The sequence below is a fragment of the Streptomyces sp. SPB162 genome (assembly GCF_029504575.1).
GTDB lineage: Bacteria > Actinomycetota > Actinomycetes > Streptomycetales > Streptomycetaceae > Actinacidiphila.
In genome coordinates this window covers 2,679,525-2,700,944 of sequence record NZ_JAQFII010000001.1, presented here as the reverse complement: position 1 = coordinate 2,700,944, position 21,420 = coordinate 2,679,525, and the positions used below count along the sequence as shown (strand labels likewise).

The 21,420-nt window shown below is 71.6% G+C and carries 12 protein-coding genes and 5 pseudogenes; 15 read left to right on the top strand and 2 right to left on the bottom strand.

Features of this window, described 5'->3' with window-relative positions:
- Position 1: 1 nt before the first annotated feature.
- The 11 genes and pseudogenes from M2266_RS12390 to M2266_RS12340 all read left to right on the top strand — a co-directional run bounded on the left by M2266_RS12390 (position 2) and on the right by M2266_RS12340 (position 11,050).
- A pseudogene (locus M2266_RS12390) lies at positions 2 to 338 on the top strand (DUF4233 domain-containing protein).
- Positions 339 to 388: 50 nt separating this feature from the next.
- Entirely contained in the window at positions 389 to 802 is a 414-nt protein-coding gene (ndk, locus tag M2266_RS12385) for a nucleoside-diphosphate kinase (protein WP_277438250.1), read from the top strand.
- Positions 803 to 1,112: 310 nt separating this feature from the next.
- Positions 1,113 to 2,138, top strand: a complete 1,026-nt coding sequence (locus tag M2266_RS12380) for a rod shape-determining protein (protein WP_250980162.1) — start codon at positions 1,113 to 1,115, stop codon at positions 2,136 to 2,138.
- Between the two features lie 128 nt (positions 2,139 to 2,266).
- Positions 2,267 to 3,142 (top strand): annotated as a pseudogene (mreC, locus tag M2266_RS12375) (rod shape-determining protein MreC); the annotation flags it as partial.
- A gap of 81 nt (positions 3,143 to 3,223) precedes the next feature.
- Positions 3,224 to 3,853, top strand: coding sequence for a rod shape-determining protein MreD (gene mreD, locus M2266_RS12370; RefSeq protein WP_277441171.1), 630 nt, complete (start codon positions 3,224 to 3,226; stop codon positions 3,851 to 3,853).
- A 51-nt stretch (positions 3,854 to 3,904) separates the two neighbouring features.
- Positions 3,905 to 5,980: pseudogene (gene mrdA, locus M2266_RS12365) on the top strand (penicillin-binding protein 2); the annotation flags it as partial.
- Positions 5,981 to 6,118: 138 nt separating this feature from the next.
- A complete protein-coding gene (gene rodA, locus M2266_RS12360) occupies positions 6,119 to 7,315 on the top strand; it encodes a rod shape-determining protein RodA (protein WP_346780945.1) in 1,197 nt (398 codons plus the stop codon).
- 209 nt (positions 7,316 to 7,524) lie between these two features.
- Positions 7,525 to 8,610 (top strand): annotated as a pseudogene (locus M2266_RS12355) (CHAD domain-containing protein); the annotation flags it as partial.
- 76 nt (positions 8,611 to 8,686) lie between these two features.
- Positions 8,687 to 8,836 (top strand): annotated as a pseudogene (locus M2266_RS12350) (CHAD domain-containing protein); the annotation flags it as partial.
- Positions 8,837 to 8,842: 6 nt separating this feature from the next.
- Positions 8,843 to 9,046 carry a hypothetical protein gene (locus tag M2266_RS12345; RefSeq protein WP_277441426.1) on the top strand — a complete coding sequence of 68 codons (204 nt, stop codon included), beginning with the start codon at positions 8,843 to 8,845 and terminating at the stop codon, positions 9,044 to 9,046.
- A gap of 78 nt (positions 9,047 to 9,124) precedes the next feature.
- Positions 9,125 to 11,050 carry a TIGR03960 family B12-binding radical SAM protein gene (locus M2266_RS12340; protein ID WP_277438249.1) on the top strand — a complete coding sequence of 642 codons (1,926 nt, stop codon included), beginning with the start codon at positions 9,125 to 9,127 and terminating at the stop codon, positions 11,048 to 11,050.
- 71 nt (positions 11,051 to 11,121) lie between these two features.
- Here M2266_RS12340 and M2266_RS12335 read toward each other — a convergent pair whose 3' ends face one another.
- Positions 11,122 to 11,544 carry a hypothetical protein gene (locus tag M2266_RS12335; RefSeq protein WP_277438248.1) on the bottom strand — a complete coding sequence of 141 codons (423 nt, stop codon included), beginning with the start codon at positions 11,542 to 11,544 and terminating at the stop codon, positions 11,122 to 11,124.
- A gap of 245 nt (positions 11,545 to 11,789) precedes the next feature.
- Positions 11,790 to 12,983 carry an ROK family protein gene (locus M2266_RS12330; RefSeq protein WP_277438247.1) on the bottom strand — a complete coding sequence of 398 codons (1,194 nt, stop codon included), beginning with the start codon at positions 12,981 to 12,983 and terminating at the stop codon, positions 11,790 to 11,792.
- A gap of 146 nt (positions 12,984 to 13,129) precedes the next feature.
- On the opposite strand from M2266_RS12330, the gene M2266_RS12325 reads away from it, so the two are divergent.
- From M2266_RS12325 to M2266_RS12310, 4 genes are all read left to right on the top strand, one after another.
- Positions 13,130 to 14,596 carry an APC family permease gene (locus M2266_RS12325; RefSeq protein ID WP_277438246.1) on the top strand — a complete coding sequence of 489 codons (1,467 nt, stop codon included), beginning with the start codon at positions 13,130 to 13,132 and terminating at the stop codon, positions 14,594 to 14,596.
- A gap of 77 nt (positions 14,597 to 14,673) precedes the next feature.
- Positions 14,674 to 16,068 carry a hypothetical protein gene (locus M2266_RS12320; RefSeq protein WP_277438245.1) on the top strand — a complete coding sequence of 465 codons (1,395 nt, stop codon included), beginning with the start codon at positions 14,674 to 14,676 and terminating at the stop codon, positions 16,066 to 16,068.
- 163 nt (positions 16,069 to 16,231) lie between these two features.
- Positions 16,232 to 17,011, top strand: coding sequence for a TIGR03936 family radical SAM-associated protein (locus tag M2266_RS12315; protein ID WP_277438244.1), 780 nt, complete (start codon positions 16,232 to 16,234; stop codon positions 17,009 to 17,011).
- A gap of 222 nt (positions 17,012 to 17,233) precedes the next feature.
- A complete protein-coding gene (locus M2266_RS12310; protein WP_277438243.1) occupies positions 17,234 to 21,274 on the top strand; it encodes an Rne/Rng family ribonuclease in 4,041 nt (1,346 codons plus the stop codon).
- The last annotated feature ends 146 nt before the right edge of the window (positions 21,275 to 21,420 follow it).

Below are 21,420 nucleotides of genomic sequence, written 5' to 3'. Positions count from 1 at the left end.
GATGCGGACCTTGTGCGCGAGCACGTTGATCGGTGAGTTCTTCGTGATCGGCTTCGCCGGCCTCGTCGCGATGAAGCAGGACGATCTGGCGGTCGGAACGGTGTGGGCGGTGTGTGGCGTCGGCATGCTGCTGTGCGTGCTGTTGTGCGGCATGCTGTCCCCGCCCCGGCGCCCTCGCGGTGGGCTGGGCGCTGCAGATCGCCCTGGTCGTGAGTGGTTACTGGGTCGGGACGATGTACTTCCTCGGCGTGGTCTTCGCGGCCCTGTGGTGGGCCTCCATCCACTTCGGCCGGAAGATCGACGAGGCCAAGGCGAGGCACTCGGCGCAGGTGGCCTGACCACGCCTTGTACTGTCGTCATACCCGTCACCGTCAGTAGGAGCCGTACCGTGAGCCAGCGCACCCTTGTCCTTCTCAAGCCGGACGCCGTCCGCCGCGGCCTGATCGGCGAGATCATCGGCCGCTTCGAGCGCAAGGCCGGTTGGACGATCGGCGCCCTCGAACTGCGCACGCTCGATCTCGGCACCCTGGAGCAGCACTACGCCGAGCACGTCGGCCGCCCGTTCTACGAGCCGCTGATGGAGTTCATGGCCTCGGGTCCCGCGGTCGCGCTGGTCGTCGAGGGCGAGCGCGTCGTCGAGGGCGTTCGGGCGCTGGCCGGTCCGACCGACCCGATCGCCGCGGCCCCCGGATCCATCCGCGGGGACTTCGGCACCATCGTGCGGGAGAACCTTGTCCACGCCTCGGACTCCCCGGAGTCCGCCGAGCGTGAGATCAAGCTGTTCTTCCCGGGCCTCGTCTGAACGATCGGTCGCATGTCCCGCTTCCGGGTGTATACGCTTCACAGCTGTACCCCATCTGACCTGCGATGCAGGTCTGTGGACTGACGTCCAATCAGCGCAGGGGTGACCGGCCGGATCCGGTCGCCCCTGGCATATGCGCCCCGTTATCGGGAACCAATCTCTCCGACACGTCGTCACCATTACCAGCGGACGCTGTGTGTTCTGATGACAATGACGTCGGAACCCCGTACCCCGCGCCCCAGGGGGCGCGACTACGATGGAATCTCCGCTCAAGCTTGGGAAGGCCAGACGTATCCACATGGCGAACAACATGTCGTTCATCGGCCGTGACATGGCTGTCGACCTCGGGACTGCCAACACGCTGGTGTACGTCAGGGGTCGCGGGATCGTCCTCAACGAGCCGTCGGTCGTCGCCATCAACACGAACACCGGCGGCATTCTGGCGGTCGGCGCCGAGGCCAAGAAGATGATCGGCCGCACCCCGGGAAACATCGTCGCGGTCCGCCCGCTGAAGGACGGCGTCATCGCCGACTTCGAGATCACCGAGCGGATGCTGCGCTACTTCATCCTCAAGATCCACAAGCGTCGCTACCTGGCCCGCCCCCGCGTCGTCGTCTGCGTGCCCTCCGGTATCACCGGGGTCGAGCGACGCGCCGTCATCGAGGCGACCACCCAGGCCGGCGCCCGCCAGGTGCACATCATCGAGGAGCCGATGGCCGCCGCCATCGGCGCCGGGCTCCCGGTCCACGAGGCCACCGGCAACATGGTGGTCGACATCGGTGGCGGCACCACCGAGGTCGCCGTGATCTCGCTGGGCGGCATCGTCACCGCGCAGTCCATCAGGGTCGCGGGCGACGAGCTGGACAGTTCGATCATCCAGCACATCAAGAAGGAGTACAGCCTCCTGCTCGGCGAGCGCAGCGCGGAGCAGATCAAGCTCACCATCGGGTCGGCCTTCGACCCGAAGCTGGAGAAGGACGAGCACACCGAGATCCGGGGCCGCGACCTGGTCAGCGGCCTGCCCAAGACGGTGGTGATCTCGGCCGCCGAGGTGCGCAAGGCCATCGAGGAGCCGGTCAACGCGATCGTCGACGCGGTCAAGACGACGCTCGACAAGTGCCCGCCCGAGCTCTCCGGCGACATCATGGACCGCGGCATCGTGCTGGCCGGCGGCGGGGCGATGCTCCGCGGGCTGGACGAGCGGCTGCGGCACGAGACCGGAATGCCGATCCACATCGCCGAATCCCCGCTGGACTGCGTGGCGCTCGGCGCCGGCAAGTGCGTCGAGGAGTTCGAGGCGTTGCAGCAGGTTCTGGACGCCCAGCCGCGCAGATGAGCACGCATGTTCCCGCGTGTGGGTGACTGCCCGCCCGCACGCGGGATCGTTCTCACTGCGTCACACACTTCGACCGGCCGGGGACCGCAGCCGACCGGTCCGTTCGAGGAAGGCACGGACTGGCGCCCGTGAGGGACACACGAGAGAGCCGGCTTCTGCTGGTGCTGTTGATCGCGATCGCTTTCGCGCTGATCACGGTGGACATCCGCGGCGGCGAGCAGTCACCGCTGGACGGCCCCCGACAGGCGGCGGCCTCGGCCTTCGGACCTGTCGAAAAGGGTGTCGCGTCCGCCGTCGACCCGGTCGGCAACGCGATCTCCGCGGTGCGCGACTCCGGCGGACGGCACAGCACCATCAGCCGCCTGGAACGCGAGAACGCGGAGCTCAAGCAGCAGCTCGGCAGCAAGGACGTCACCCGCAACAAGGCCCGCGAACTGGACCAGCTCCTGAAGACCGCGGGAGCCGGTCAGTACGCGATCAAGGGCGCGCAGATCATCGCCATAGGTGCCGCCCAGGGATTCTCCTGGACGGTCACGATCGACGCCGGAAGCGCTGACGGGGTCGTCCGCGACCAGACCGTCATCAACGGTGAGGGCCTGGTCGGACGGGTCACCACCGTCGGATCCTCCACCGCCACCGTGCTGCTCGCCAACGACCCGGACTTCACCGTCGGGACCCGGATGGAGGGCTCGATGGAACTGGGCTTCGCCACCGGTCAGGGTGACCGGCCGATGCGCGTCCAGCTCCTCAACGGCAAGGCCAAGGTGCGCAAGGGCGACCGCATGGTCACCTTCGGTTCGCAGGCCGGCAAGCCGTTCGTCCCCGGCGTGCCGGTCGGCAAGGTCGTCGCGATCGACCCGTCGGCGGGCAGCCTGACCCGTACGGTCCAGGTCGAGCCGTTCGTCGGCTTCTCCCGGCTCGACATCGTCGGTGTCGTCGTCGAGGGGCCGCGCACGGACCCGCGCGACAGCGTGCTGCCGGCCAAGCCCACGCCTTCGCCCACCGCGGCCAAGGCCACCCCGCCCGGCGCGGAAGCCGGGCGCCCCCACCTCCGGTGCGCCCTCCAGCACCACCAGGAGCTGACCATGCGACTCAACCGGATCCTGCTCTCCACCGCCCTGGTCGTCGTCGCGATGGTCGTCCAGGTCAGCGTGCTGGCCCGGCTGCACCTGCCCGGCGCGGTACCCGACCTGCTGTTGCTCACCGTGCTCGGCCTCGCGCTGACCTACGGCCACGTCGGCGGCGCCCTGGTCGGCTTCGGCGCCGGCCTGCTCGCCGACCTGGCACCGCCCGCCGACCACGCCGTGGGCCGGTACGCGCTCGTGCTCTGCGTCATCGGCTACCTGGCGGGCCTCGCCAAGCCCGAGACCGGGCAGCTGCGGACCGCCGCCATGCCGATGCTCGTCGTCGTCGCGGCGGCGATCGGCGGCACCCTGCTCTACGCGGGCGTCGGCGCCCTGGTCGGCGACACCGCCGGGGCCCACGTGGGGCTCGCCAAACTGCTCTTCACCGCGGCCGTCTACGACCTGCTGCTCGCGCCGTTCATCGTCCCGCTCGTGATGGCGGTGGCCAGACGCTTCGACAGCGACCCGCTCGCCGAGGACGCCTCCGGCGCCTACGGCGGCCGGGTCGGCGGCCAGCGCGCGAGCCTGCTCGGCCGGGTCGGCCGCGGCAGCCGGATCGGTTCCGTCGCCAAGGGGGGCCGCAGGCTGTGACCGCCCGCCCCCTGTCCGACACCCCGTACGTGAGGAAGGGCGCACGCGCCGATGTCCAACATCCCTGAGACCGGCCGCACCTCACGCGTCACGATCCGCCTGGTCATCCTGCAGATCCTCGTCTTCTCGCTGCTGCTCACCCTCGGCGGACGCCTGTGGTACCTGCAGATCCGCAACGGTGACGAGTACACCGAGAAGGCCGCCAGCAACCACATCCAGCAGGTCGTCACCCCCGCGATCCGCGGGTCGATCCTGGACGCGCGCGGTGTGCCCCTCGCCGACAACGAGACCCGGCTGGTGGTCTCCACCAGCCGCACCGAACTGCTCAAGCAGAAGGACGACGGCAAGGCCGTCCTGACCCGGCTCGCCGCGGTGCTGGGCCTGCCGGCCGCCGACGTCATCGCCAAGGTCCGGCTCTGCGACTCCAAGACCCCCCAGCCCTGCTGGAACGGATCGCCGTACCAGCCGATCCCGATCACCGACAAGGCCACCACCCAGCAGGCCCTGCAGATCATGGAGCGCCGCGAGGACTTCCCCGGCGTGACCGCCGAGCCGACCGCCGTCCGCCGCTACCCGGCGCCCAGCAAGGCCAACGCCTCCCAGGTGCTCGGGTACCTCTCGCCTGTCACGGACGACGAGATCACCACCTCGCAGAAGGACGGCAACACCCCGCTCCTCCGCTCCGACCAGGTGGGCCGCTCCGGTCTGGAGCGCCAGTACGACTCGGCGCTGCGCGGCAAGGCCGGCGTGACCCGCTACGAGGTGGACAACCTCGGCCGGGTGATCGGCAAGGCGGGCGACACCCCCGCGGAATCCGGCGCCAACCTGGTGACCAGCATCGACTCGCGGGTCCAGGCCGTCGCCGAGAAGGAGCTGAACGCGGCGATGCTGGACGCCCGCAAGACCTTCGACAAGGTCACGGGCACCAACTACAAGGCCGACTCGGGCGCGGTCACGGTCATGGACGTGCACACCGGTCAGGTCGTCGCGATGGCCAGCGCCCCGACGTACGACCCGAACGCGTGGGTCGGCGGCATCTCGCCGGCCGACTACAAGCAGCTGACCGGCAAGGACTCCAACTACCCGCTGCTGAACCGGGCCATCCAGGGCCTCTCGGCGCCCGGCTCGACCTTCAAGGTGATCTCGACGTCGGCGGCCGTCAACGCCGGCTACCCGCTCGACGGCGCCTACCCCTGCACCTCGTCGATGACCATCGGCGGGCGCGTGTTCAAGAACTTCGAGGGCGAGAGCTTCGGCTCGATCAACCTCGGCAAGGCGCTGGAGATCTCCTGCGACACCGTCTTCTACGGCCTCTCGTACAACCAGTGGCTGGCGGACGGCGGCACCAAGCCCAAGAACCCCAAGGACTTCTTCTACAAGACCGCCCACCAGTTCGGCCTCGGAGCCAAGACCGGCATCGACCTGCCGGGCGAGGTCAAGGGCCGTGTCCCCGACCGCCAGTGGAAGCAGGCCTACTACGAGGCCAACGTGGACTACTGGTGCCGCGAGGGGAAGACCAACAAGCAGGACTACGCGACCCAGATCGCCCGCGAGAACTGCGTGGACGGCAATGTGATGCGCGCCGGTGACTCGGTCAACTTCGCGATCGGCCAGGGCGACACCCTCGTCACTCCCGTCCAGATGGCGCGGATCTACTCGGCCCTCGCCAATGGCGGCACGCTCTACCAGCCGACCATAGGGAAGGCGATCGTCAGCGCCGACGGCAAGACGATCAAGCCCATCGCCCCCAAAGCCACCGGCAGGCTCCCGGACAGCGCGGAGACCCTGAAGTACATCAACCAGGCCACCGCGGGCGTCGTGACCAGCGGTACCGCCGCCTGGCGCTTCGGCGGCTGGCCGCAGGACAAGATCCAGCTGCACGCCAAGACCGGTACCGCCGAGGTCGACGGCAAGCAGACGACGTCCTGGCTGACGACGTACACCAAGGACTACGCGATCGTCATGACGATCTCGCAGGGCGGCACCGGCTCCGGCGGTTCAGGACCCGCGGTCCGCAAGATCTACGAGGCGATGTACGGCATCCAGGCCAACGGCTCGATCGACGGCAAGAAGGCGCTGCTGCCGACCCCCGAGGCGAAGCTGCCGAAGTTCAACGACGACGGCTCCGCCGTCCAGGGCCGCGTCCGCCGTCACCACCTTCGTCCCGTCGTCCGGCGCGCCCACCGCGCCCGCCGGCGGCCCGGTCCTCGCCGCGCTCGCGCCCGGCCGCACCGACAAGCTCCTGCTGGGCCGGAGGTACGTCTCATGACCGCCGGCAGCTACACGATCCGTCGCTTCACGCCGGAACGCAGCACCCTGGGCAAACTGCTCGCCCGGGACTCGATACTGCGCCGGATGGACTGGATCCTGCTGGGCGCGGCGCTCGCGCTGTCCGGGATCGGCACCCTGCTCGTCTACTCGGCGACCCGCGGCCGAACCAGCCTCACCCACGGCGACCAGTACTACTTCCTGCTGCGGCACCTGATGAACACCGGCATCGGCCTCGCCCTCGCCGCGGGCGTCGTGGCGTTGGGACACCGCAGGCTGCGCGGGGTCGTGCCGGTGCTCTACGTGATCTCGGTGCTGCTGATCCTGGCGGTGCTGAGCCCGCTGGGCACCACGATCAACGGTGCCCACTCGTGGATCGTGATCGGTGGCGGCTTCTCGCTGCAACCGTCCGAGTTCGTGAAGATCACCATCATTCTGACCATGGCGATGCTGCTGTCGGCGCGGGTGGACGCGGGCGACCGCGTGCATCCCGACCACCGCACCGTCCTCCAGGCACTGGCCTGGGCCGCGCTGCCCATCGCGATCATCATGATGATGCCGGACCTCGGCTCGGTGATGGTCATGGCCGTGATCATCCTCGGCGTGCTGCTCGCCTCCGGCGCCTCGAACCGCTGGGTGCTGGGCCTGATCACGGCGGGCGCGGTGGGCGCCGGTCTGATCTGGCAGCTCGGTGTGCTCGACAAGTACCAGGTCGACCGGTTCGCGGCGTTCGCCAACCCCGCCCTCGACCCGGCGGGCGTCGGCTACAACACCCATCAGGCGCTCATCGCGATCGGTTCCGGCGGCCTGTTCGGCAAGGGGCTCTTCCACGGCAGCCAGACCACCGGCCAGTTCGTGCCCGAGCAGCAGACCGACTTCGTCTTCACGGTCGCCGGCGAGGAACTCGGCTTCGCCGGGGCCGCCGCGATCATCATCCTGCTCGGGCTGATCGTCTGGCGGGCCTGCGCGATCGCCCGCAGCGCCACCGACCTGTACGGCACGATCGTCGCGGCCGGCATCGTCGCCTGGTTCGCGTTCCAGGCGTTCGAGAACATCGGGATGACGCTGGGTATCATGCCGGTCGCCGGCCTGCCGCTGCCCTTCGTGTCGTACGGCGGCTCGTCGATGTTCGCGATCTGGGTCGCCATCGGACTGCTGCAGGCGGTCCGGATGCAACGCCCGATGTCGGCCTGAGCCGGCCTGAGCCGGTCCGAGCCCGCCTGAGCCCGTCTGAGCCTGCCTGGGCCCGTCCGAGCCCCCAGGGGCCGTCTGAGACCGCCTGAGCCCGGCTGAACGCCTGCCACCGGCCGGAGTGATCCGGCCGGTGGCAGGCGGGGCCGGCAGGCGGGGCCGGCAGGCGGGGCCCCATTGCCCGAAGCGGAAGCCGCCACTACGTTCCTTGCATGGGAAAGCGTGTGCGGGAGACCGAGCGCAAGTATGAAGCGGACGGCCGGTTCGAGCCGCCCGATCTCACCGGGCTCCCCCTGGTCGCCGACAGCCGCGACCTGGGCCCGGCGGAACTCGACGCCGTCTACTTCGACACCGAGGACCTGCGCCTCGCGGCCCGCAACATCACGCTGCGCCGCCGGACCGGCGGGGACGACGCCGGCTGGCACCTGAAGCTGCCGACCACCGAGGCGGACACCCGCACCGAGGTGCATGCCCCGCTCGGACGCGCGACCCGGACCGTTCCGGCGGACCTGGCCGCCGAGGTGGCCGTGTACACCCGCGGAGAGCGGCTGATCCCCGTCGTGCGGCTCAAGAACCACCGCGAGCGCCGGCACCTGCTGGACGCGGCCGAGGAGCCCCTGGCGGAGATCGCGCACGACCACGTCACCGCGCAGCTCCTGGGAGCCGGTCCGGAGAACAAGGCCGTGGCGATCAGCTGGACGGAGTTCGAGGTCGAACTCGTCGGCGGCGAGCCCGCGCTCCTGGACGCCGTCGAGCAGCGGCTGGCCACCGCGGGAGTGCGCCGGTCGGACTCGCCGTCCAAGCTCGCCCGCGCCCTCGGCGACCGGCTGACGTCGGCGGCCGTCCCGCCGGGACCGCCCGACGGGATCCGCACCGTCGGTGACGCGGCGCTGGCCTATCTGCACGAGCAGCTGCGCGCGATCATCGCGCTCGACCCCGAGGTCCGGCGGGCGGAGCCCGACTCCGTGCACCGGATGCGGGTCGCGACCCGGCGGGCGCGCAGCGCGCTGAAGACCTTTCGCAGGGAGCTGGACCGGGCCGTCACCGACCCGGTCGGTGCGGAGCTGAAGTGGCTCGGCGAGGTGCTGGGCACGGCGCGCGACGGCGAGGTGGTGGCGGACCGGCTGGAGCTCCGGCTCGCCGAGCTCGACCCGACGCTGGTCGACGTGCCGCTGCGCAGGCGGCTGGCCGCCCAGCACTCGACCGCGCAGGGTGAGGCGCACGACGCCGTGGTGCGGATCATGAGCCGCTCGCACTACTTCCGGGTGCTGGAAGCGGTCGAGGCGCTGCTCGCGGACCCGCCTTACCTGGAGGGCGCGAAGCTGCCCGCGGTCCCGGGCGTGGAGCGGGCCCGTCCGCCACGACCACCGCCGGCTGCGCAGGCAGATGGAGGCCGCCCTGGCCGTCGACCGCGGCCGCGACCGGGACACGGCCCTGCACGAGGCGCGCAAGGCCGCCAAGCGCGCCCGCTACTGTGCGGAGGCCGCCCGGCCGGTGCTCGGCTCCCGGGCGAAGAAGCACATCGCCCGGATGAAGGACCTCCAGGAGTTCCTCGGTGAGCACCAGGACAGCGTGATGTGCCGGGTCGTGATCACGCGCCTCGCCGAGGACGCGGTCGCGGCGGGGGAGAGCGCCTTCCCCTACGGCGCGCTCAGCGAGCTGGAGCGGTTCCGGGCCCGCGAGACCGAGGCCCGGCTCCCCAAGGCCTGGAAGAAGGCGGACCGCCCCCTCTGATCCGGGGCGGCGGGAGGTACTCCGAAGGCGCGCTAGTCTTGAGGGTCACCCCCTGCCCGCTGATGAAAGACATCTCTGATGCCTGTCGAGTCGGTCTTCCCCCGTCTGGAAGCGCTTCTCCCGCACGTCCAGAAGCCCATCCAGTACGTCGGTGGGGAGCTGAACTCCACCGTCAAGCCGTGGGACTCCTGCGATGTGCGCTGGGCGCTGATGTACCCGGACGCGTATGAGGTCGGGCTGCCCAACCAGGGCGTCATGATCCTTTATGAGGTGCTGAACGAGCGCGAGGGCGTCCTCGCCGAGCGCACGTACAGCGTGTGGCCCGACCTGGAGGCCCTGATGCGTGAGCACCGGGTCCCGCAGTTCACGGTCGACGCGCACCGTCCGGTCAAGGCGTTCGACGTGTTCGGCCTCAGCTTCTCCACCGAGCTGGGCTACACCAATATGCTGACCGCCCTCGACCTGGCGGACATCCCGCTGGCGGCGGCCGACCGCACCCTGGACGACCCGATCGTCCTGGCGGGCGGCCACGCGGCCTTCAACCCCGAGCCGATCGCGGAGTTCATCGACGCCGCGGTGATCGGCGACGGCGAGCAGGCCGTGCTGGCGATCACCGACATCATCCGGGCGTGGAAGGCCGAGGGCCGCCCCGGCGGCCGCGACGAGGTGCTCTTCCGGCTCGCGAAGACCGGCGGGGTGTACGTCCCGAAGTTCTACGACGTCGAGTACCTGGAGGACGGCCGGATCTCCCGCGTCGTCCCCAACCGCTCGGGCGTGCCGTGGCGCGTGTCGAAGCACACCGTCATGGATCTCGACGAGTGGCCCTACCCCAAGCAGCCCCTGGTCCCGCTCGCGGAGACCGTCCACGAGCGGATGTCCGTGGAGATCTTCCGCGGCTGCACCCGCGGCTGCCGTTTCTGCCAGGCCGGCATGATCACGCGCCCCGTGCGGGAGCGAAGCATCACCGGCATCGGCGAGATGGTCGAGAAGGGGCTCAACGCCACCGGCTTCGAGGAGGTCGGGCTGCTCTCCCTGTCCTCCGCGGACCACAGCGAGATCGGTGAGATCGCCAAGGGGCTCGCCGACCGCTACACCGAGGACAAGATCGGCCTCTCCCTGCCGTCGACCCGCGTCGACGCCTTCAACATCGACCTCGCCAACGAGCTGACCCGCAACGGCCGCAGGTCGGGCCTGACGTTCGCGCCCGAGGGCGGCAGCGAGCGCATCCGCAAGGTCATCAACAAGATGGTCTCCGAAGAGGACCTGATCCGCACGGTCGCCACCGCGTACGGCAACGGCTGGCGCCAGGTGAAGCTGTACTTCATGGTCGGGCTCCCCACCGAGACCGACGAGGACGTCCTGCAGATCGCGGACATGGCGCGCAACGTCATCCAGAAGGGCCGTGAGGTCACCGGGCAGAACGACATCCGCTGCACGGTCTCCATCGGCGGTTTCGTCCCCAAGCCGCACACCCCCTTCCAGTGGGCGGGCCAGCTCGGCGTCGAAGAGACGGACGCCCGTCTCGGCAAGCTGCGGGACGCCATCCGCAACGACAAGAAGTACGGCCGCAACATCGGCTTCCGCTACCACGACGGCAAGCCCGGCATCGTCGAGGGCATGCTCTCCCGCGGCGACCGCCGCATCGGCGCGGTCATCCGCGCGGTGTACGAGGACGGCGGCCGCTTCGACGGCTGGCGCGAGCACTTCAGCTACGACCGCTGGATGCGGGCCGTCGACAAGGCCCTCCCCGGCACGGGCGTCGACCTGGACTGGTACACCACCCGCGAGCGCACCGAGGAAGAGGTCCTGCCCTGGGACCACCTCGACTCGGGCCTCGACAAGGACTGGCTCTGGCAGGACTGGCAGGAGTCCCTGGACGAGACCGAGGTCGAGGACTGCCGCTGGACCCCCTGCTTCGACTGCGGCGTCTGCCCGCAGTTGGACCTGGACATCCAGATCGGCCCGACGGGCAAGAAGCTGCTGCCTCTCACGGTCGTGAAGTAGCGGCCCCGGCCGTCGCTGAGCAACGCGGCGACGGCCGGGCCTCGAACGAGGCTCAGCCGACTACGAGGGGATCAGCAGCCGTACCAGCCGCTCCAGTCGTTGGTCGCGTAATTGTCGGTGTTGCAGTAATAGTTTCCGGTCGAGGTGACGACCTGGACCGTTTTGGAATTCGCGTTCTCGGGAAAGACGCCGGTTACCGCGAGTGCTCGGCCGTTCCCCGGCATTTCCTTCCAGCCACCCGCACCGGACCAGGTGTGCCAAATGGTCCCGCTCGGTGCCACGCCGAAGCATTCGTCCGGCCCGTAGGTCCAGTCGACCGCCCAGAAGCCGTAGTCATTGAAATTCCCCGTGTAGCCGAAACACGTGCCGGACGCCGAGGTCTTCGCGGCCGGAGCGGAGGCGGCGGCCGAAGCCGGCGAGGCGGGGAGGACGGTGAGCCCGACGACTGCCACCGAGGCGGCGGTTGCGGCAAGTGCGAGACGTATCCTGGACAACGTTTTCTCCTTTGTTGGAATTCATTCTTCCGCTTCGTTCTTCGCGGAAGTGTGGAAACGAAAAGGAGCTTACGCCTGGGGCGGTTGGGGCGGAAGGGGGTCGCGCAATTCCGGGTTTTCCTGCTTTTAAACCTGTTCACCGGATATCGGCATTGGCCTGGTGATTTTGAGTCTGCGACTCTTTGTATTTACGGCGAGTCCATGTGCAATTAATGCAAAACTCTTCGGCGGTATCGGGACAGCCCTTAGGGAAGGGCCGACCGCTGTTCGAACACCACGTCCCGCGCCGTCCCCAGCGCCGTCGCGACGGCGCCGAGCACCACCGCGTCCTCTCCGAGGGCGCTCGGCACGACCTTCGGTCGTAGCGGCGTCAGCGCCCGCAACGCGTCCCGCAGGGTAAGGAGCAGCAGGTCCGCGCTGTGCCCCACGCCCCCACCCAGTACCACCAGGTCCGGGTCGAGCACCGCCGCCACCGCCGCCACCGTGTGCGCGAGCCGTTCCCCCTCCTGACGGACGGCGGCCACGGCCGCGACGTCCCCGGCCCGTGCCGCCGCGAAGACGTCCTTGGCGGTGAGCGGACCGCTCATGCCCAGGTCGCGGGCGGCCTGGACGACGGCGTCGGCCGCCACCGCCCCCTCCAGGGTCTCCGGGGTGTCCGGCCGGTGGTGGCCGGGGCCCGTCCACGGCAGGTAGCCGATCTCGCCCGCCGCCCCGTGCGCACCGGTGAACAGCCGGCCCTCGGCGACGACGCCCATGCCGAGCCCGGTGCCGATCATCACGTAGACGAAGAGCCTGCTGCCCGCGCCGATGCCGAAGGTGTACTCGCCGAGCGCGGCGAGGTTGGCGTCGTTGTGGACGGCCAGCGGTACCCCGAGCTCGTCCCGCATCCGGTCGAAGAGGCCGGCCCGGCCCCAGCCGGGCAGGTGCTGGGCGTAGCGGACCCGGCGCTGCGCCTCGTCGTACACGCCGGGGGTGCCGACCACCGCGTGGGCGACCTTGGCGGGGGCGACGCCGGAGTCGGCGACGACCTGGTGGGAGGTGGCGACCACGAGGTCGGCCATCGCGCTGGAGGTGCGGGCGCGGTTGCGGACGTCGGCGCGGGCGACGACCGTTCCGTCGAGGTCGGCGAGCGCGACCCGCAGCCAGGCGCGGCCGATGTCGATGCCGAGCGCGTAACCGGCCGAGGCGTCCGGGGCGTAGAGCACGGCGACGCGGCCGCGTTCAGGGGTGTGCAGGCCGGCTTCGCGAACCAGTCCGGCCTGTTCGAGGAAGGCGAGGGCACTGGAGACCGTGGGCTTGGACAGGCCGGTCTCGCGGGCGAGTTGGGCGCGGGAGGCGACGCCCCCGGTCCGCAGCCGCTCCAGCAGGAGCCGCTCGTTGGTGCTGCGCAGTCGCTGCCGGTTCCAGGGCTGTTCCGCACCGCCGTCGCTGCTGCTCATCGGACCATTCTCATGCATATCGCCGTGACCCCTTGACGCGTCAAGTAAAGGTACTTAACTTAAGCACGCCCGGCGCCGAGGCGAACCCCTGCACTGGCGAAACGGCAGCCCGTTCCCCGTCCCCGTCACCTGCCCAGGGAGGCACCGTGTCCGGCTCCCCGCCACCCGCCGGCGGCTTCGTCCGCCGTATCGGCCTGTTCCAGGCCACCGCCATCAACATGAGTCAGATGTGCGGCATCGGACCCTTCGTCACCATCCCGCTGATGGTCGCCGCGTTCGGCGGACCGCAGGCCGTGATCGGCTTCCTGGCCGGCGCCGTGCTGGCCCTCGCCGACGGCCTCATCTGGGCCGAGATGGGCGCGGCGATGCCCGGTTCCGGCGGCTCGTACGTCTACCTCCGGCAGGCGTTCCAGTACCGCTCGGGCAAACTCATGCCGTTCCTGTTCGTCTGGACGGCCATGCTCTTCATCCCGCTGATCATGTCCACCGGAGTCGTCGGCTTCGTCCAGTACCTCGGGTACCTGGCCCCCGACATGGGCCAGAACGCGGGTGACGCCGTCGGCCTCGGCATGATCGCGCTCGTCGTCCTGCTGCTGTGGCGCGGTATCGAGCACATCGCGCGCATCACCGCCGTGATGTGGGGCGTGATGATCCTGTCGGTCGCGCTCGTCATCGTCGCCGCGTTCACGCACTTCGACGCGGACCTGGCCTTCACCTACCCCGCGCACGCCTTCGAACTGACCGGCCACACCTTCTGGATCGGCTTCGCCGCCGGCCTCACCATTGGCATCTACGACTACCTCGGCTACAACACCACCGCGTACATGGGCGCCGAGATCAAGGAGCCGGGGCGCATCCTGCCGCGCTCCATCATCTTCTCGATCCTCGGCATCATGGGGATCTACCTGCTGCTCCAGATCGGCACCCTCGGCGTCGTCGACTGGCACCGGATGCTCAACGCCGACGACATCGCCTCCTCGTCGGTCGCCTCCGCGGTCATGGAGGAGACATGGGGCAAGGGCGCCGCCGACACCGTCACCGTCCTCATCCTCATCACCGCCTTCGCCTCGGTCTTCACGGGGCTGCTCGGCGGCTCCCGGGTGCCCTACGACGCGGCCCGCGACCGCGTCTTCTTCCGCCAGTACGGGAAGTTGCACGCCCAGCACCGTTTCCCGATGCTGGGGCTGGCCACCATGGGTGTCATCACCGGGATCGGCTTCCTCATCGGCCGGCACACCGATCTGGCCACCCTCATCCAGCTGCTCACCACCGTCATGGTGATCGTCCAGGCACTCGCGCAGATCCTCGCCGTCTCGGTGCTGCGCCGCCGCCAGCCCGGGCTGCACCGGCCGTACAAGATGTGGCTCTACCCGCTGCCGAGCATCATCGCTCTCGTCGGCTGGCTGGTCATCTACGGCTACGCGGACAAGAACTCGCCCGGCCGTCACCCGATCGAGTGGTCCCTGGCGTGGGTCGCGCTCGGCTGCGTCGCCTTCCTCCTGTGGGCCCGGTTCGAGAAGGTCTGGCCGTTCGGGCCGAAGGAAGTCACCGAGGAGTACCTCCAGGGGATCGATCCCGACGCCGAGCAGGACGCCGCGCCGGCGGCCGTCTGACGGACGCGGGGCCCCGGGCACGCTGCCCGGGGTCCCTCGACTTCTGCGTGCCTGGCCGCGTCACGTACCGTGCGCGCATGAGCGTGACGGGGGAACGGGACACCAACCAGGGCTGCTTGACGGTCGCGATCCGGATGCCGGTGCGCATCGTCGCGCTCGTCGTCATCCTGCCGGTGCGGATGGCGTGGGACGCGCTCGCCGCACTGGGGCGCGCCCTGGGCGCCGGCCTCGGCCGGCTCTGGCGGCGCCTCGTCGTCGAGCCGCTCACCGCCATCGCGCGCGGCACCGGCCGCGCCGCGCGGTGGCTGGTGCGTGTGCTCGTCGTCACCCCACTGGGCTGGCTCTGGACGGCGGTGATCGCCCCGGTCGGCCGGGGCGCCGCCACCGCCGCCCGCCGGCTGGCGCGCACGCTGGTCGTCCTGCCGCTCGGCGCCCTGTACCGCTACGTCCTGACGCCGGTCGGCCGGGGCGTGACGTGGTCGCTGCGCGCCCTCGGATCCGGTACGGCCGCCCTGCTCAGGGGCCTGGGCAACGGAACCGCCTGGCTGGTGACGCACCTCCTCGTCCGGCCGCTGCGGCTGCTCCGCACCCACGTCCTGACCCCCGCCGCCCGCGCTCTGGCCGCCGCCCTCAAGGCCACCGGCACCGGCACCGGCGCCGTCGTCCGGTGGCTGGTGCGGGTGCTCCTCGTCGCTCCGCTGGTGCTCCTGTACCGGTACGTGCTGACGCCGCTGGGCCGGGCCGCCGCCTGGTCGGCGCGGGCACTCGGCACGGCCGCCGGCCGGCTGCTGCGGTACCTGCTCGTGGTGCCGGTGGTGGCGCTCTACCGGTACGTGCTCACCCCGCTGGGCCACGCGGCGGCCTGGACGGCGCGCTCGTCGCTCGTCGCCGCGAACCGGCTCGGGCGGGTGCTGCTCGTGGTGCCGGTCGTGGCGCTGTACCGGTATGTGCTGACGCCGCTCGGCAGGGCGGTCGTCCGGTCGGTGAAGGCGCTGGGCACGGCCCTCGGATGGCTGCTGCGGTACCTGCTCGTGGTGCCGGTCGTGGCCCTCTACCGCTACGTGCTGGCCCCGGTGGGGCGGGAGATCGCCGCGGCCCTCGGGCACGCCTGGCGGATCGCCGGATACATCTCCCGGGCGGTGGGACGCGGGCTGAAGTGGCTGGGGCGGACGCTGATAGCCGATCCCGCGCGCTGGGCGTGGCAGACCGTCGTCGTGCCGGCCGCCGAGGCCGTGCGCGCCATGGGCCGGTGGACCCGGCGCGAGATCCTGGCACCGGTCGGCCGGGCGGTCGGCGAGGCCCGCCGGACGGTCCAGGAGGCGCTGCAGACCGTGCGGGTGACCGTACGCGAGGCTCGGGCGGACGCCCGGCGGATGCTGTTCGGCGCGCCGAAGGACCCCGCGCGGCTACCGGATCCGAGGACGGCCTCCGCCCCGGACCTCGTCAAGCGCGTCCCCACGCGCCACCGCTGAGCCCGACCCGAGCACCGCACGCCCGCGCCCCGTCATGACCTGAGTGCGACGCGGCGTAACCTTGGGTATGACAAACGGGCCCCGACAAGGCCCCCGCAGACGTACGAGGGACTGAACGACACTGGGCAAGCGACAGCCCGAAGGCCCACCGCCCGCACCGACGGTGCAGCGCATCCGCCTGCGCTACACCAAGCGCGGCCGCCTCCGGTTCACCAGTCACCGCGACTTCCAGCGCGCCTTCGAGCGGGCACTTCGCCGCGCCGAGGTGCCCATGGCGTACTCGGCGGGCTTCACCCCGCACCCCAAGGTCTCGTACGCGAACGCCGCGCCCACCGGCGTCGGCAGCGAGGCCGAGTACCTGGAGATCGGCCTCACTGAGGTCCGCGACCCCGAGAAGCTGCGGCTGCTGCTCGACGAGTCGCTGCCCACCGGGCTCGACATCACCGAAGCGGTGGAGGCCCGTACCTCCGGCCTCGCCGAGCGGCTGCAGGCCTCCGTGTGGCAGCTGCGGCTCGACGGCGTCGAGCCGGCCGAGGCGGAGCGCGCGGTCGCGCTCTTCCTCGCCGCCGAGACCGTCGAGGTCGAACGGAAGACGAAGAACGGCATGCGCGCTTTCGACGCGCGCGACGCCGTCACCCGGCTCGAAGTGCTGCCGGTCGACGCGCTCGAACAGGGTGCCGATAGGCCCGAGCGTGTCGCCTGTGCGATACTGCGGCTAGTTGTTCGGCACTTGACACCTGCCGTGCGACCCGACGACGTCCTGTCCGGCCTCCGTGTGACGGCCGACCTCGCGCCGCCGGTCCCCGCTGCGGTGACCAGGCTGGCGCAGGGGCCGCTCCACGAAGAGTCCGGGACGGTCACCGACCCGCTCGCGCCAGATCGCGACGCCGCGGCGGTGCCGAGTGGGGACTCCCCGCCGAAGGCTGGGGAAGCTTCCGCGTAGGAACGCCGTCGACGTGTTGCCGACGCGCCAGGGAGCCACCCGGGCCCGGCGACGCTGACCTCATAAGACTTTCGTCGGCCCGTCACAGACGTGCGGACGAGCGAGACAACAGCTCCCGTGCGGCGCCCGCGCCCCCGGACAGCGGCACTACGACCGACGTCGTGGCCCGCCGCCACCGGAACAGAGCGCGGCGCCCGGGAGCATGACGGGAGCACTGCCCGAATGCTCGATCACAACGAGCCCAACGAGGCGCCGGACAACGGCGCCGCATCCAGCGAAGAAGCGACGGCCCCCCGCCGTCGCCGCCGTGCCGTCTCGCGCCCGGCGGGTCCGCCCGCCGCGCCGGCCATACCGGCCGCTTCCGCCGACGAGGCCGCCCCGGGCGCGAGCCCGGCGCCCGTGGAGGACGCCGACACCTCCGCCGCACCGCCGCGCGCCCGCCGCCGTGCCACCCGCAAGGTGACGGCCCCGGCCGCCGCTCCCGCGGCCCCCGACGCCGTCGAGACCCCCTTGACCGCGGCCTCCGAGGCCCCCGCGGTGGTCCCCGCCGAAGCGGCCGACGCCCCGGACACCTCCGCCGCGCCGCCGCGTGCCCGCCGTCGTGCGACCCGTAAGGTCACCGCGCCGTCCGAGGCCCCGCAGGCGGTCCAGGAGGCGCCTCTGGCCGAGCCCGAGGCTCCGGCCGCCGTCGAGGCACCGGCCGAGCCGGTCGTCGACCCGGCGGCCCCGACCCGGGCCCGCCGCCGTGCGACCCGCAAGGTCGCCGCGCCCGCCCAGGCTCCGCAGTTCGTCGAGGAGGCGCCCGCCGCCCCCGCGCCCGTCGCCGCCCCGGCCCCCGTCGCGGCGCCCCCCGCCGCCTCCGAGGCCGAGGCCCCGGGCCGTGGCCGCCGCTCCTCCCGCAAGCGCGCCACTCCCTCCGCTCCCTCGGCCTCGTCGGCCGGGAGCGACGGCGCCCGCCGGCTGAAGCCGGGCGCGCTCGCACCGAAGGACGACGCCTTCGCGCAGGCCGCACCGGCCGCGCAGCCCGATGTGGACGACGAGGAGGAGGCCGAGGCGCCCGTCGCGCCGCGCGCCGCCCGCCGTGCGACCCGGAAGGGCACCGCGGAGGCCGCCCCGCAGCCCGCCCCCGTCGAGGAGACCGTGGCCGAGGCACCCGAGGCGGAGGCCCCGGCCCGCAACCGCCGCACCCGCAAGCGCGCCGTCGCCGCCGAGCAGGCCGTCGAGACCCCGCGTCCCGTCGAGTCCGCCATCGAGCCCGCCGAGCCCGTTCAGGCCCCCGCACCGGCGGCCGTCGAGCCCGAGGAGGCTCCGGCCGAGCCGGCGCCGACCCGTGGCCGCCGCCGTGCCGTGCGCCCGCCGACGATGGTCTTCCAGCCCCCGGTCTTCCAGGCCGCCGAGCCCGTCACCGCGCCGGTCGCGGCCGAGCCGGTCCAGGAGGAGCCGCAGGCCCCGGTCGTCCGCTCCCGTGACGAGGACGACGAGCAGGAGGGCGGTTCGCGCCGCCGTCGCCGTCGCCGCGGCGCACCGGCCGAGGACGTCGTGGCGGAAGCCGCGGCCGTCGAGGTCGAGGTCGAGGACGAGCCCGCCGACGCGGTGGCCGAGGAGAGCGTGTCCGACGAGGACGACGACGAGTCGGACGACCGCCCGTCGCGCCGCCGCCGCCGGGGTGGCCGCCGCCGCCGTCGTGGCGAGTCCGCCGACGGTGACGAGCAGTCCGCCGAGGACGACGAGCACGAGGACGACGCCGAGGACGACGCCGAGGCGTCGGACGGCGGTTCGGACGACGACGAGCACGGCTCCACCAGCAGCCGTCGCCGGCGTCGCCGCCGTCGCCGCAGCGGTGACTCGGGCGGGGACGACGGCACCGTCGCCGACGACCCGGAGCGCACGGTCGTCAAGGTCCGTGAGCCGCGCGCCGCGAAGGCCGAGCCCAGCCTGGGCACCGGCTTCGACGAGGTGACGTCCATCAAGGGCTCCACCCGCATGGAGGCGAAGAAGCAGCGCCGCCGTGAGGGCCGTGAGCAGGGCCGCCGCCGCGTCCCGATCATCACCGAGGCCGAGTTCCTGGCCCGCCGCGAGGCCGTCGAGCGCGTCATGGTCGTCCGGCAGAGCGGTGAGCGCACCCAGATCGGCGTGCTGGAGGACAACGTCCTCGTCGAGCACTACGTGAACAAGGAGCAGGCCACCTCGTACGTCGGCAACGTCTACCTGGGCAAGGTCCAGAACGTGCTGCCGTCCATGGAGGCCGCCTTCGTCGACATCGGCAAGGGCCGCAACGCCGTGCTGTACGCCGGTGAGGTCAACTTCGAGGCGCTCGGCATGGGCCACGGCCCGCGCCGGATCGAGAGCGCGCTGAAGTCCGGCCAGTCGGTCCTGGTGCAGGTCACCAAGGACCCGATCGGCCACAAGGGCGCCCGCCTCACCAGCCAGATCTCGCTGCCCGGCCGCTACCTGGTCTACGTGCCCGAGGGCTCGATGACCGGCATCAGCCGCAAGCTGCCCGACAACGAGCGCGCCCGGCTGAAGACCATCCTCAAGAAGATCGTCCCCGAGGACGCGGGCGTCATCGTGCGCACCGCGGCCGAGGGTGCGAGCGAGGAGGAGCTGCGCAGCGACGTCGACCGGCTGCAGGGGCAGTGGGACGACATCCAGCAGCGCGCCAAGGGCGGCAACGCCCCGACGCTGCTCTACGGCGAGCCGGACATGACCGTCCGCGTCGTCCGCGACATCTTCAACGAGGACTTCACCAAGGTCATCGTCAGCGGTGACGAGGCGTGGGGCACCATCCACGAGTACGTCCACCAGGTCGCCCCCGACCTGACGGACCGGCTCACCCGGTGGACCTCCGAGGTCGACGTCTTCGCGACGTACCGGATCGACGAGCAGCTGCTGAAGGCGCTGGACCGCAAGGTCTGGCTGCCGTCCGGCGGGTCGCTGGTGATCGACAAGACCGAGGCGATGATCGTCGTCGACGTCAACACCGGCAAGTTCACCGGCCAGGGCGGCAACCTCGAGGAGACCGTCACCAGGAACAACCTGGAGGCGGCCGAGGAGATCGTGCGCCAGCTGCGGCTGCGCGACCTGGGCGGCATCGTCGTCATCGACTTCATCGACATGGTCCTGGAGTCCAACCGCGACCTCGTCATGCGCCGTCTGCTGGAGTGCCTGGGCCGGGATCGGACCAAGCACCAGGTCGCCGAGGTCACCTCGCTCGGTCTGGTGCAGATGACCCGCAAGCGGGTCGGCCAGGGGCTGCTGGAGTCGTTCTCCGAGGTCTGCGTGCACTGCAACGGCCGCGGCGTCATCGTCCACATGGACCAGGCGACGACCACCGGTGGCGGCGGCAAGCGCAAGCGCCGCGGCAAGGGCGGCGTCGGTGCGGGCGACGAGCACACGCACGAGCACGATGTCGAGAACGACACCGAGAACGACGAGTACGAGGCGCACGAGGACGCGGACGAGTACCCCGAGCTGGAGCCCGTCGCGGTGACCGAGGCCGAACTGGTGCCGACGGTCGCGACCGACGACGAGTGGTTCAGCAGCGCCGCCGAGGCGGAGGCCGCGGCGACGCGTGGTCGCGGCCGCCGTCGGGCGAGCCGCAAGGCGACCGCCCCGGCGGGCGCGCCGTACGCGGACCGGCAGGCGCCGGCCGCCGAGGTGATCGAGTTCGTGATCGAGCCCGCCGCCGAGGCCCCGGCACCGGTCGTCGAGCCCGAGCCGGAACCGGTGGCGGTCGCCGAACCGGTCCCCGTGGCCGAACCGGTCGCGGAGGCGCCGGCCCCGGGCCGTACGCGCCGCCGTGCCACCCGCAAGGTGAGCGCCCCGGCGGGCTCCCCGGCCTCCTCCGAGGGCGAGCCCGTCACCGTGGTCGAGGCCACCCCCGTCGTCGAGCAGACGCCGGAGCCGGTCGCGGAAGCTGTGGAGGCGGCGCAGCCCGCTCCCTCCGCCGCCCCGCCCCGGGCCCGCCGCCGTGCGACCCGTGAGGTGGCCGCTCCGGCGGCCGAGGGCGCCGCGGTGGTCGTCGTCGGCACCGAGCCGGCCGCCGAGGCTGCCGAGCCCGCAGCGGCCGTCCAGGAGGCCGCCGCGGCCGACGAGACGGTCGCGGAGCCCAAGAAGCGGGCGCCGCGCAAGGCGGCCGCGAAGAAGGCGCCGGCGGCTAAGAAGGCCGTGGCGAAGAAGACGGTGGCCAAGAAGACCGTCGCGAAGAAGGCACCGGCCAAGAAGGCGGCGACCAAGAAGACCGCCGTGGCCGACGGCGAGTAGGTCGGCGGTAGGCCAACAGCTGGTGTGACAGGCCGTCTTGAGACGGTGGAGGGCGGGCCCGGAGCGTTCGGGCCCGCCCTTCCGCACTACGGCCGCCGGCCTCCCGGCCACCCGGTTTGACCCTGCGCCACGGGCCCCGTAGCCTT